The following is a 13,231-nucleotide window of genomic DNA, read 5'->3' on the forward strand; positions in this document are numbered from 1 at the left end:
GTGAAGGCTGGTTGCCTTGACCAGCCGCGCGGTGCGGCTGGCGGACCTTCTGGATGCCACCTGTTTCAACAAAAACAATCGGTTAGGCGACACCTGTCTGCGCGCAGCTCTTTGTTGCGCTGGCTTGAAGCACGGCCAGTGAATCTGCGCCAGCGCGCCGCGATCTGCACGCAGACTGGCGTCGTGACGATTGCGCCACTTGATCAGCGTTGCCTTAGTGCTCCACGCCGCCCGGGCCATGCACGTGACGATGCGCAATCTCTTCGGCGCTGGCTTCGCGAACAGCCAGAATCTCGACCGCGAAATGCAAGGTCTTGCCCGCCAGTGGATGGTTGAGATCAACATCGACAACGCTCGATCCGACTTTGATGACCGTAACCGTGCGCTGGCCACCGTCCTTCATCGCCAGCGCGGTGATCACGCCGGGCTTGAGCCGCGCGCCATCACGAAAATACTTCTTCGGCACCCGCTGCACCTGGCCTTCGTCGCGTTCGCCATAGGCCTCGGCCGGCACCACATCGACCTCGACCTGGTCGCCCGTGGTGTGGCCCATCAAGGCGTTTTCCAGCCCCGGAATCATTCCACCATGTCCAATCAATGCTTCGATTGGCTGCGCGGTGTTGCGTGAGGATTCGATTTCGCCCGTTTCATCACTGAGCGTGTAGTGCATCGAGACGACGGTATCTTTGGCGATCTGCATGACGTGCTCCGGATTCAACATGACGTGGGAAATGGCGCGGGAGACTACCAGCAATGCCGGTGAACTGCAGCGGCCCGGTCTCGGCTCGGGCGGCTGACTTCATTGTCAACCTGCTCACGTCAGTTGTTCGACACGCGCTCCGACGCGCTCACGACGGCTGCTGAGCTCATCAATCAGACTGGCTCGATACTCCGCCAGCTCGCGCGCCGTGGACATTCTGCTCGCGTCATCGTCAGGCTCGGCTTTTCGTGTCCTGCGGAATGCACAAAAGCGCCGATAGGCATGCAGGACATGACGCATGCGCCGCGCAATCAACTCCAGCATGATGGCGTCATCGACCATGCCGATTACTTCGATGTGATCGGGGATCAGATCGTCAGGGTCGCCAAAGTAGGCCAGCGCCGCGAGCGCTTCGTTGCGATCCGGCATCGGCAAGCTCCAGACATCATCTTCAAGCATCATGATCAGCCGCTGCACATGCACCAGCCGCTTGCGGACATAGGTTGGAAGCGTGTCGAAGACGAGGGTGTCGAGGGCGTGTTTGGCGGCATCAATGATGTCGACCTCGTCGGCCTCGGCAGCAAGGTGGCGCGAACGGTCAAACGCGCTCTGAAAGCGTTCGAGATCGGTTGATTCGAGTTCAAGGGTGATGCGCATGGTTGGCAAGCTATGCGCAGGCGCAACAATGGTCAACGGGCCGATTGTCATGCTCTCGACCAATTCGTGTCTGATCGCTGGCGAGACCAGAGTGAATCCTGTAACATTGCCGGGTTAAGTCGCGTTGACCCCCGCTTCCCTTCCGGTTATTCGATTCCCTCCCCCGTTTCCTGGCAGGGTTCGAACCTCACCGCTCGTGGTCCCGACGCCCGGAACCGGAATGCCCGTCATGTTGACCGGCGTCCGCAAATTCAAACCTGCAGCGCGGTTCATCAGGGACGCTCCGGGTTACACATCAGGAGCATCACCCATGAGTTTCGATACCCTCGGGCTGTCGCCAGCATTGCTGCGCGCGCTCGCCGAACAAGGTTACACCACACCCACCCCTGTCCAGGCCGCAGCGATTCCGCTGGTATTGGCGGGTCAGGATCTGATGGCAAGCGCGCAAACCGGCACCGGCAAAACCGCCGCGTTCTCATTGCCCTTGCTTGAGCGTCTCTATCCGGACGGCAAACGCCTGCCACTGGCTCGCAAGCCGCGTGCGCTGATTCTCACCCCGACGCGTGAACTGGCCGCCCAGGTGCAGGAAAGCGTGCGCAGCTACAGCAAACATATCGGCGTCAGGTCGGCGACCATTTTTGGTGGCGTCGGCATGGGCCCGCAGATTGACGCGCTGCGCCGCGGCGTCGATATCCTCGTTGCCACGCCGGGCCGTCTGCTCGATCACATGCAGCGTCGTACGGTGGATCTTTCCGCCATTGAAGTGCTGATCCTCGACGAAGCTGACCGCATGCTCGACATGGGTTTTCTGCCAGCCATGAAACGCGTGTTGAGCGCATTGCCGAACCAGCGCCAGACTCTGTTGTTTTCAGCCACGTTCCCGACCGAGATCAAGGCCCTGGCCAACCAGTTCATGCGCTCGCCGCAGGAAATCCAGATCGCCAAGCCGAACAGCGTCGCCTCGACCGTCACCCATCGCGTACATCCGGTCAATGCCGATGCCAAGCGCGACCTGCTGCTGCACCTGCTCAGCCTCGATGGCAGCCAGACCCTTATTTTCGGCCGCACCAAGCATGGTTGCGACAAGCTGACCAAGCAGCTGGAGAAATCCGGCCTGCGCGCAGCCGCAATCCACGGCAACAAGAGCCAGAATCAGCGCACGCGTGCGCTGGCCGATTTCAAGAGTGGCCGCGTCAACGTCCTCGTCGCCACCGATATCGCCGCGCGCGGACTGGATATCGATCAGCTGCCGATGGTCATCAATTTCGATCTGCCGATGGTCGCCGAAGACTACGTCCATCGCATCGGTCGTACCGGCCGCGCTGGCTCGGAAGGCCTGGCGATCTCACTGGTCAGCCACGCTGAGGAAGGCTTGCTGCGCGACATCCGCAAGATGCTCAAGCAGGATATCGCGATCGTCAACGTCGAAGGCTTCGAGCCCTCGCATCCGTTGCGTCTTGAAGGCCCCGGTGGTGCGCGCCCGCAACAGGGACGTGCGCAGCAGCACAACCGTCGTCCGCGCGCCCAGCAGCCACGTGGCAACGGCGACCACGATCATGCGGCAGCCAACAAAAAGCGTCGCTCGTATCGCGGCGGCAAACCGGCGGCCAGCCGCCCGTCCTGATCTGCAAAAACACGCCGCAGCTGCTGATGAAAGCGTGGTTTGACGTGTGAATCGTCTGAATGAAAAGGCGCATCAATCGATGCGCCTTTTTTCATAAATCAGCAATCTGCCAGGCATTCCCGCGATCGAGGCGCTTCGAAGGCCACTCGGTTGCGGCCAGCATTCTTGGCTCGATAAAGCGCCCGATCGGCGCGCCCGAGAAGTTCATCGAGCGATTCTCCATCAATCTCGTGAACGGCCACGCCAATCGATACGGTGATCGCCAATTGCGGACCACCCACGTCAATCGGAGTAGCTCCAATCGCGCTACGGATCTGTTCGGCCATGCGCATCGCGTGATGCGCGTCCGAGGCATGCAGCAAAGCAACAAACTCCTCGCCACCGAAACGGCCCAGGGCATCTCGCTTGTGCAGTACACGTTGTATCCTGTTCACGACCTCGCGCAACACCATGTCGCCGGCAGCGTGGCCGTTTGTATCGTTGACCCGCTTGAAGTGGTCAAGATCGACCAGCAGCAGCGCAAATCGGGATTCCGCAGGCGCCGGCGAAATCAATTGGCGCCGCGCCAACTCCTCGATCCAGCGGCGATTGTGGCAGCGGGTCAGGCTGTCAGTGATGGCCAACTGGTGAGCCTCACCAAGGCTGCGTTCGACGCACATCAAAAGAAACGCCACCGCTCCCAGCAACGGCAGCAAGCCACCACCAACGAGGGCCAGCACCGGAATCGGCCCATTGATCTCGAACAGACCAGCCGACTGCACACCGACCAGTTGCTTGATCGTCAGGCCGAGAAACAAGGCAGCGAGAAGCAGGAAAACTCCGGCCATGAGGATCGCTGCCACTGGTGCGTCGGGCTTGCGCGAGCGCAAGGCCTCGCGGCTGATAAGCACACCCGCCACGCACAAGAGACTCCCGACCAGCGCAATCCGAAACGAAAGCAGTGACCATACCGATGTGCTGATGCCAAGCAGGATCAAGACGACACAAAGCCATGGCAGGAATCGAAGCGGATTGGAGGTAAATCCGTTGAAGCGTCTCAGCGCAACATACTGGTAGACAATTCCGGACAAGAGCAATCCGTTGGTCAAGACGACGCTCGCCAGCTCTCCAATCACCGCGCGCAAACCCAGAGCCACCAGACCGAGTGCGATCAGCACATCGGCGATACCCCACAAGCGAAGCTCCGAGCGCAAACGATGCGAGGGAGTCAATGACACCAACAACATGAGGACACCGGCCAGAAACGTGACCACGGCATCCATCAACATGGCGGTTGCAATATCAAACTGCACGACGCGTGCCCCCTGTTTCCTGCATGCACCTCCGGCGCATCCACGCAATCTATCACGCACTTGGATTCTGTCGAATCGCATTCAGTTCGCGCGACCGTGTTCGTGCCGAAGCAATTGACTCAAACACCGCAGTCGCTGCGCTCCGGCTCTCCATGCGGCTATGCTGATCGCGTCCTTTCTGGCCCCGGATCCCTGCCGTGATTCGAATTCTTTCCTGCCAACTCCCCGACAACGCGTATTTGCTGCGTTATCGCGACAGCGGGGCATACACGGATTGTTATCAGTGCACTATCGACAGCCAGCGCAGTCATGCCGACTTCGTCATGGCGTTCTACACAACCTGGTTGTTCAAGCTGGAACGAAAAATCCTGGCCTGGGCGGTCAATCGCCCCTCGACGGATGCGCAGGCCATGGAACTTGCGCAAGGTCAACGCGACCGGTTTGCCGCATGGGATGTGGAATGCCGTTCGCTCGATCAGCTCCTGCTCCGTGACCTGCACGGGCGGACGCGCTCGTGGCTGATGACTACGCCCATAGTCGGGAACAGCGGCACGCGACTGTATTTTGGTTCGGCCGTGGTGCCGCGTGCCGATCCGACCGCTGAGACAGCATCTCCCGGCTTCCCGTTTCGCGCCCTGCTTGGCTTTCACAAGATTTACTCGCGCTGCCTGCTGCGTGCCGCCTGCGCAAAGCTGCGGCGGCAAATCACGCTTTAGCAACTGACTTTCGTCACGGGTAATCCGCGCTCAGATGCCCTACCCTGATGGGTTCATACGCAACCCGGAACAACGACGATGACTTATCGCCTCACCTTGACTGCCGCTCTCGCGCTTTCGCTTGGAGCCGCGTCACCCGTACTCGCCGCCGACGGCGATGCTGCAAAGGAAGCCAAATCGGATTCCGGCAAGCTGGAAACCAAGACTGTCAATCCATTCTTCGCGCCCAGCCCGTTGCCATTCCATTTCCCGCAGTTCGACAAGATCCATAACGAAGACTACAAGCCGGCCTTCGAAAAAGGCATGCGCGACAGCGAGGCCGAAATACTGGCAATCGCCAACAACCCTGAGCCCGCCACATTCGAGAACACGATTGTCGCGATGGAACGCAGTGGCCAGTTGCTGACCCGCGTTGCCCGTGTGTTCTTTTCGCAGGCTGGCACCAATACCAACGATGCCATTCAAAAGCTGCAAGCCGAAATGGCACCGAAGCTTTCGGCACACACCGACAAAATGGTCCTCAACAGCAAGCTGTTTGCGCGCATCCAGGCGGTCTACGATCAGCGCGACACCCTTGGGCTCGATGCCGAGTCGAAGCGACTGGTCGAGCGCTACCGCACCGATTTCGTGCGTGCCGGAGCCCAGCTTTCGGATGCCGACAAGACCAAACTCAAGGCGATGAACTCGGAACTGGCCAGCTTGTCCACCCAGTTCAGCCAGAATCTGCTCAAGGAAACCAACGCCTCGGCTATCGTCGTTGACAAGCGCGAGCAGCTCGCCGGTCTTTCCGATGACGCGATCGCTGCAACCAGCGAAGCGGCCAAGAAGCGCGATCTTGACGGCAAATTCGTCATCCCGCTGATGAACACAACGGGTCAGCCGTCGCTGGCATCGCTGAAGGATCGCGATCTGCGCGAGCGCATCATGCAGGCTTCGTTGAATCGCGGCAGCCATGGTGGCGATTTCGACAATCGGGCCATTGTCGCCTCGGTGGTCAAATTGCGTGCCGAACGAGCCGCCCTGCTCGGCTACCCCAATCACGCCGCCTATGTGCTGGAGGATGAAACCGCGGGGACAGTCGGTGCAGTCAACAAGCTGCTTGCCCAACTCGCGCCACCTGCGGTGGCCAACGCCCGTGCCGAGGCTGTTGATATCCAGAAAGTGATCGACAAGGAAGGCGGAAAATTCAAGGTTTCCGCGGCCGATTGGGCCTACTACACCGAGAAGGTTCGCAAGGAGAAATACGACCTCGATGCCGAGCAGCTGCGTCCGTATTTCGAGATGAACAACGTGCTTGAGAAAGGCGTGTTCTTCGCCGCGACCAAGCTCTATGGCATCACCTTCAAGGAGCGCAAGGATCTGCCGCTGTATCTGCCCGATATCCGCGTGTTTGAAGTGTTTGAGGAGAACGGCGATCCGCTGGCCCTGTTCATCGTCGACTACTACGCGCGCAGCAACAAACGCGGCGGTGCCTGGGCAAATGCCTATGTCGCCCAGTCAAAGCTGTTTGGCACCAAGCCGGTCATTGCCAATCACCTGAACGTTCCGAAGCCGCCGGAAGGTGAGCCAACCCTGATGACCTACGACGAGGTCAACACCGCCTTCCACGAGTTCGGCCACGCTTTGCACGGCATGTTCTCGAACGTGACCTACCCACGTTTCGCCGGTACCTCGGTGCCACGCGATTTCGTCGAATATCCCTCGCAGGTGAACGAGATGTGGACGGCCTGGCCGGAAGTTCTCAAGAACTACGCCAAGCACTACAAGACCGGCGAACCGCTGCCGAAGGCACTGCTCGACAAGGTCAAGGCTTCGGAAAAATTCAACCAGGGCTTCGCCACCACCGAGTATCTGGGAGCAGCGCTGCTCGACCAGGCCTGGCATCAGATCACCGCTGATCAGGCACCCGATGCCGATGGCGTACTCGCCTTCGAGGCGGCCGCACTGAAGAAGGCCGGTGTTGACTATGCTCCGGTTCCGCCCCGCTACCGGACGACCTACTTCTCACACATCATGGGCGGCTACTCGGCTGGTTACTACGCCTACATCTGGAGCGAAGTGCTTGATGCGGACAGTGTCGAATGGTTCAAGAAGAATGGTGGACTGACCCGCAAGAACGGCGACCATTTCCGCGAAACCCTGCTCTCGCGAGGCGGCTCGGAAGACGCCATGGTCCTGTTCAGGAACTTCAGCGGTGGCGAGCCATATGTGCAGCCTTTGCTTGAGCGCCGCGGACTGACGCCGAAGGGCAAGTGATCGTGAGGGTCGCCACTTCTACAGAGTGGCGACCCCTTACTCTTGTCGCAGGTGAGAATTGCAGGCAACCGATTTCGCGTCTGCCCATTCAAGCAGCTAAGCTCTGATCATGAGCACACCCCTTCAACTTGCAAACCTGATCGACGGCACCAGTTCGGGGCCGATCGGCAACCGCTGGCTCGATGTTTTCGAGCCAGCCACTGGAAAGGTCTTTGCACGCTGTCCGGCCTCTGCACAAGAGGATGTCGAAAAAGCCGTTGAAGCCGCGCAACGCGCTGCTCCCGCCTGGGCTGCGACGACACCCGATGACCGATCGCGGCTACTGCAAAACCTTGCCAGCCTGCTTGAGGCGGAGCTTGAATCGCTCGCCGAACTGGAGTCGCGTGACAACGGCAAGCCGGTTTCGCTGGCTCGCCGCGTGGACATTCCACGCGCCATTTCCAATCTGCGTTTCTTCGCTGCCGCGATCACCCAGTGGTCGAGTGAAGCGCATGCGAGCAATGCCAACACAATCAATATCACCTTGCGCCAACCGCTGGGCGTGGTCGGCTGCATCTCGCCGTGGAACCTGCCGCTGTATCTGTTTACCTGGAAGATCGCACCGGCCCTCGCCGCCGGCAACACGGTGGTCGCCAAACCCTCCGAAATCACACCTTGCACGGCGGCGCGTCTTGGAGAGCTGAGCATCGCCGCTGGCTTTCCGCCCGGCGTTCTCAACATCGTCCACGGTGAAGGTCCGGCCGTTGGTCAGGCCATGGTCGAGCATCCCGCCATCAAGGCCGTGTCCTTTACCGGCAGCACGCGGACCGGCGCCGCGATCGCAGCGACGGCTGCACCCATGTTCAAAAAGCTATCACTGGAAATGGGTGGCAAGAATCCGGCCATTGTTTTCGAAGATTTCGAGTTCAGCGAAGCCAATCTGGCCACCATCGTGCGCTCCGGATTCTCCAATCAGGGTGAGATCTGCCTGTGCGGCTCGCGTCTGCTCGTGCAGCGTTCGATCTATGCGAAATTTCGCCAACGCTATCTCGCTGCAGTACGGGCCCTGCGGGTCGGCGATCCGAACGACACTGCCAGTGATCTCGGCGCGCTAGTTTCAAAACTCCATTTTGACAAGGTTATGGCGGCGATTGCCAGCGCACGCGAGGAAGGTGGAAGCATCGTCTGTGGCGGAGAATCCCTGGTCATCGATGGTCGTTGTGCTGATGGCTGGTTTGTCGCGCCGACTGTCATCGAAGGCCTGGATTCGGACAGCCGCACCAATCAGGAAGAGATTTTCGGCCCGGTCGTCAGCCTGATTCCGTTCGATGACGAAGCCGAGGCGATCCGCATTGCCAACGACAGCCGCTACGGGCTCGCCGCCTCGTTGTGGACCCGAGATCTCGGTCGAGCACATCGCGTCTCGGCCAGGCTCGAATTCGGCATCGTCTGGATCAACTGCTGGATGTCACGGGATTTGCGCACGCCGTTCGGCGGAGTCAAGCAATCCGGCATCGGGCGCGAAGGCGGTGTTGACGCCTTGCGCTTCTTCACTGAGGCTAAGAACATCTGTATTGAGTCCTCATGACACCTGACTCTCCCGGAGGAAAACCATGCTCCGATTCAATTCCGACTGCAAAACTGGAAACTGTCATCGCCATCTCGGCTTGCTGAATGCAGCATTGGCTGTGCTGCTGACCGCACCCTCTGTCGGCCTGGCTGCGCCGAACTCGTCGGATGGCGGTGCCAGAGTCCATCAACAACAAGCGGCGGTGGCTCGGTCCGAGGAGATCATGGCCGAAGCGCAAACACACAAAGGCATGCTCGCCCAGTATGTGTTCATGCGCGATTCCTATGCCAGCAATACCGATGTTTCATTCCGCCTGATCTTCAACCAGTACCTGAGTTGGTATCAGACCTGGGTGGGCGACTACGTCGGTGCACGCGACAGCTTCTCGATCCTGCAGAAGCCTGAGCGCGATGACTCGGCATCACCGCTGGAGAGTTCCGACTGGCATGCAGAACCCGCCGTCGACGTCATCACGCGCCTGGCGAAAGGCAAGAAGGCCGTATTCTTCAACGAGAACCACAGCTTTCCGCTGACCCGAACCCTGACCGTGAAGATGCTGGCCGCCTTGCGCAAGGAGGGTTTCGACACCTTCGCTGCGGAGACCTTGAATCAACCCGACATGGCCGCGCTGCAGAAACGTGGCTACGTGATCCACGAGACCGGTTTCTATACCGAAGAGCCGATTTATGCGGAGATGGTCAATGAAGCGCTCAAGCTCGGTTATCGAGTGGTCGCCTACGAGGCCTTGTCGGATGCCACTGGCGATGCGCGCGAAGAAGAACAGGCGCAAAACCTCAAGCGTGATGTCTTCGCCGACCACCCCGACGCGCGTCTGGTCGTCAACGCCGGATATGCCCACATCCAGGAACACGGCAAATACCTGGGTGGAAAGGCGATGGCCCAGCACTTCAAGGGCCTGACCCACATTGATCCGCTGACCATCGAACAAACCATGCTCATTCCGCATGACAAGATCACCAGTGACCACCCCTACTATCGAGACGTCATGACCAAGCTGATGCCAACGCAGCCCATCGTCTTCGTCGACAAGGAGGGAAAGCCCTGGTCGCTGAAGGAGAAAGCCTACGACCTCAGCGTGTTTTTCCCCGAGGAAGTCGAGCAACTCGGACGCCCAACCTGGCTATCGCTCCTCGGCATGCGCCAGGCGTTCCGGGTCAGTGGCCGCATGTGCGATCTGAGCTACCCTTGCATGGTTGAAGCGCGCCTGGTCGGCAGGCCCGACGACGCCGTCCCGGCCGATCGTGTGGTCATCAATTTCAAGAGCCGAATTGTCGGCTATGGCGACAAGGTGCGGCAAAGCAGCGATCCATTTCCGACCGCGGAACTGTGGCTGCGGCCAGGAAACTACGAGACCCTCTCTCGTGACATGTCCAATCAGGCACGCCATCGGCAAACCATCAAGGTTGGTGCAGGAAAGCCCAAGCCATGAATGACGTTGTTATCGCCAAAACGGCACCGAAGGCGGTGGGTGCCTATCCGCATGCGCGTCGCGTCGGCAATCTGCTGTTCCTGTCCGGAGTCGGTCCGCGCAGTCCCGTCGACAACTCGATTCCGGGCAATGTCGTTGATGCTGACGGCAAGCTCGTCAGCTACGACATCGAGGCACAGTGCCGACAGGTATTCGCCAATGTCCGAGCGGTACTCGAAGCCAGTGGCGCGCGCTGGCAGGATCTGCTCGACGTCACTGTATTTCTGACCGATATGCAAAACGACTTCGCCGCGTACAACCGCAGCTATGCCGAACACTTCACCGATTCGCAACCCTGCCGCACGACACTGGGCATCACGGCGCTACCAACTCCGATCGCAATCGAACTGAAATGCATCGCCGTGATTGCTGCTGAAGCCTGAGACGCCAAGAGTCGCCCTGCAGCACTCCGACGTCGCGCACTCGCAAGAGCGAATTTCAACCGCCTGTCAGGGCGGCAAGTTCAAGAGTGGAAAGGACGGTTGTCCGGAAGCGCCATTGCGGCTTCCAGACGCCCGCTGATTTTTCACTCTCGAAATTTCGCCAACTCATGATCCGCATCACCGTTTCAAATGTGTTGGCACGGTTTGCCAACTTATTGCGTATGTCTGGATGGGACTCTTTCATCTGGAGAGAAACATCATGCGCACCTCATGGACAAAAGCTCTACGGCCACTGCGTTCAGGGTTGTTGCTGCCTGCCCTGCTCGCGATGAGGGTCGCTGCAGGCAACCTACTCGCGGGCATGGCTCGCTCCTGCAGTCTGGGCAAGCTGCGGACTGAGCACTGACAGCTTGAGCAAGCCTGCGTGATGTCGGATGCGGCCCGGCTTGGCTGGCACGATTTGCGGGCCAAATGCGTATGTACGGATAAGGGCCTGCTTCGGCAGGGAGAAAGCACCATGAATGCAGCCACCGGCCAGAGCCAGCGGATACGTCAATCGAGCCTGCCACGGCTGTTGCAATGAAGTACATATCCTTTTTGAGGACCTGATGATGAACAAGTTTATTGCAACACTTTGTTTGGGGCTGTGCCTGCTGCTCAATGTGGCGCACGCTGAAGTTGTCTGGGTTGGCGATTCTGCCGCTTGTGATGCGCAAGCCAGGACAGCGCCTACCTTGACCCTCGCTTTGGTTCAAACTGCTTTCAACGGTGACAGCAGCAATGAGATCAGGCTGACCGCTGCGAACACGAATTACATCGGCGCTGCCAACCATGCCGGTTTCTACACGATCGGAAACCGGACCGACAGTTTGATCATCAAAGGTGGCTACAGCGATTGTGGTGTTGCACCCAGCAACCGTACCGAGATCGGCCACGCCACCAGTCCGGTTTTCACCGTCGACAACTCTACCGTCACTTTCATGAACATCACAATGAGATTGAGTGGCTCGCGCGGCCTGGTTGCCGACAATGACGCTACAGTCTATTTGGACAATGTAGTGGTATTTGGCAATCAATCGGGTGTTGAAGTCAAAGGTGGCGCTTACGTGGAGTTAAAGGCCAACAGTGTGGTGCAAAGCAACAGTGATCCCGGCACTGCCAAAGGTGGTGGCATTTACTGTCATGAAAGTAGTTCCATGGTGATCATCGGTGGCCGGCTGCATGAGAACGCCGCGGTAAAAGGCGGAAATTTATTTGTTGAAACGGGTTGTTCTGCCGAGCTGGGCCAGAAATCATTCATCACCAATGGCACTGCCAGTGATGCCGGTGGCGGAATACTGGTCGACAATGGCGGCCAGCTCTGGGCCAGAGGCGGAGCAGAAGTGGTGCGGATCCAGGGCAATACAGCAGTCAATGGCGGTGGCATATTTGTCTGGGGCACCGGGCGTGTGATATTGAACAATACCACCCTGGATGGCAATTCCGCCTCGGACAAAGGCGCCGCGATTTTTGCAGCCAATGGTGGTGGAGTAGCCACTCAGGTCACCATGGATCGTGTTGATGACTGCCCGTTTCTGATCAGTTGCTCAGTGATCACGGGGCATGATTTTTATCAGTCATTGGTATACCTGTACAATTCCAGGGCGCAAATCAGCAGAACTGTCGTTGATTCAAATAACTTTACTGGTCCCTACGATTACACTTCGAGTTTGTTCTATGCGGACACTTCGTCAATTTTGCATTTGAACCGGGTAGCCATGACCAGAAATGAAACCTGGTACTTGCTCAGTGCGTCTGGTGATGGTCCAGCTCAAGTTTTCGCCACTCATATCACAGCAGCAAGGAATCAATTCCATAAGCCAGGATATGGCGAATTGGGAAGCTTTCCGTGGGTCAATTTTGGGATAATGAATATACAAAATTCCATTTTCGATGACACGCATGGTAGCGATCCTAGAGTTGGGAATTTTAGCGGTGATTGTAATCTGATTGATGATAGCAAGAATTGGCCCGCTGGCACCTACGTCATTGGCACACCGCAGTTCATCAACGTCGATGGTGGCGATATGCGCCAGGTGGCCAGTTCACCGGGTGTCGACATGTGCAACCAGGATGACTTTGCCTGGTCAACGGAAAAGGACATCGAGAATCAGGATGCCCCGGTCAATGAAAACACAAACCAGCAAGGCCACCCCGGCCAGGCTGGCGGTTTGTATGATGCCGGCGTCGATGAAGTCTATGACAATATCGGGGAGGACATGTTCTTGTTGACGGTACAAAAGGTCGGTTCGGGCAGCGGTAGCGTCGCCAGTTCGCCAGTGGGTATTGCCTGTGGCAGTGACTGCACGGAAGTATATTTCAGAGGCACTGTGGTAACGCTGTACCCCTTTCCTTCAGCAGACAGTGAATTTGTCGGCTGGCAGCACCCCCCTCTGTCACGATAGTTGTCCGCTCTTCTGATACCTGCCCTGAGGGGGCGAGAGGAGCACAACCATGAGCCGTTACAGCCCCGAGTTCAAAGAACAGGTCGTCCGCAAAATGATGCCGCCGAACAATCAAAGCGTC

General features: G+C 58.5%; 11 protein-coding genes. 7 read left to right on the forward strand and 4 right to left on the reverse strand.

What is annotated here, in order from left to right; translation table 11 throughout:
* The 3 genes from VFN25_RS07905 to VFN25_RS07915 all read right to left on the reverse strand — a co-directional run.
* A partial coding sequence (locus tag VFN25_RS07905; protein WP_325140593.1) for a hypothetical protein occupies nt 1-258 on the reverse strand: 258 nt, incomplete at its 3' end.
* Entirely contained in the window at nt 215-700 is a 486-nt protein-coding gene (locus VFN25_RS07910; protein ID WP_325140573.1) for a peptidylprolyl isomerase, read from the reverse strand. The genes VFN25_RS07905 and VFN25_RS07910, both read right to left, overlap by 44 nt.
* A gap of 114 nt (nt 701-814) precedes the next feature.
* Nucleotides 815-1,408, reverse strand: coding sequence for a YkvA family protein (locus VFN25_RS07915; protein ID WP_325140575.1), 594 nt, complete (start codon nt 1,406-1,408; stop codon nt 815-817).
* Nucleotides 1,409-1,667: 259 nt separating this feature from the next.
* Here VFN25_RS07915 and VFN25_RS07920 point away from each other — a divergent pair, with 259 nt between their 5' ends.
* Nucleotides 1,668-2,981 (forward strand): DEAD/DEAH box helicase, encoded by a 1,314-nt coding sequence (locus VFN25_RS07920; protein WP_325140577.1) that lies wholly within the window; start codon nt 1,668-1,670, stop codon nt 2,979-2,981.
* Nucleotides 2,982-3,079: 98 nt separating this feature from the next.
* Here the strand turns inward: VFN25_RS07920 and VFN25_RS07925 are convergent, their stop codons facing one another.
* A complete protein-coding gene (locus VFN25_RS07925) occupies nt 3,080-4,273 on the reverse strand; it encodes a GGDEF domain-containing protein (RefSeq protein WP_325140579.1) in 1,194 nt (397 codons plus the stop codon).
* Between the two features lie 197 nt (nt 4,274-4,470).
* On the opposite strand from VFN25_RS07925, the gene VFN25_RS07930 reads away from it, so the two are divergent.
* The 6 genes from VFN25_RS07930 (at nt 4,471) to VFN25_RS07955 (ending at nt 13,110) form a co-directional block, all read left to right on the forward strand.
* Nucleotides 4,471-4,989 (forward strand): hypothetical protein, encoded by a 519-nt coding sequence (locus tag VFN25_RS07930; RefSeq protein WP_325140581.1) that lies wholly within the window; start codon nt 4,471-4,473, stop codon nt 4,987-4,989.
* 78 nt (nt 4,990-5,067) lie between these two features.
* On the forward strand, nt 5,068-7,245 hold the full coding sequence (locus tag VFN25_RS07935; protein ID WP_325140583.1) for a M3 family metallopeptidase: 2,178 nt from the start codon (nt 5,068-5,070) through the stop codon (nt 7,243-7,245).
* A 109-nt stretch (nt 7,246-7,354) separates the two neighbouring features.
* Nucleotides 7,355-8,812, forward strand: coding sequence for an aldehyde dehydrogenase (locus VFN25_RS07940; protein WP_325140585.1), 1,458 nt, complete (start codon nt 7,355-7,357; stop codon nt 8,810-8,812).
* 25 nt (nt 8,813-8,837) lie between these two features.
* Nucleotides 8,838-10,244 (forward strand): hypothetical protein, encoded by a 1,407-nt coding sequence (locus VFN25_RS07945; protein WP_325140587.1) that lies wholly within the window; start codon nt 8,838-8,840, stop codon nt 10,242-10,244.
* Entirely contained in the window at nt 10,241-10,666 is a 426-nt protein-coding gene (locus VFN25_RS07950) for a RidA family protein (RefSeq protein ID WP_325140589.1), read from the forward strand. Before VFN25_RS07945 ends, VFN25_RS07950 begins: the two co-directional genes overlap by 4 nt.
* 608 nt (nt 10,667-11,274) lie before the next feature.
* On the forward strand, nt 11,275-13,110 hold the full coding sequence (locus VFN25_RS07955) for a right-handed parallel beta-helix repeat-containing protein (RefSeq protein ID WP_325140591.1): 1,836 nt from the start codon (nt 11,275-11,277) through the stop codon (nt 13,108-13,110).
* The last annotated feature ends 121 nt before the right edge of the window (nt 13,111-13,231 follow it).

This window comes from Dokdonella sp. (assembly GCF_035703485.1).
Classification (GTDB): domain Bacteria; phylum Pseudomonadota; class Gammaproteobacteria; order Xanthomonadales; family Rhodanobacteraceae; genus Dokdonella.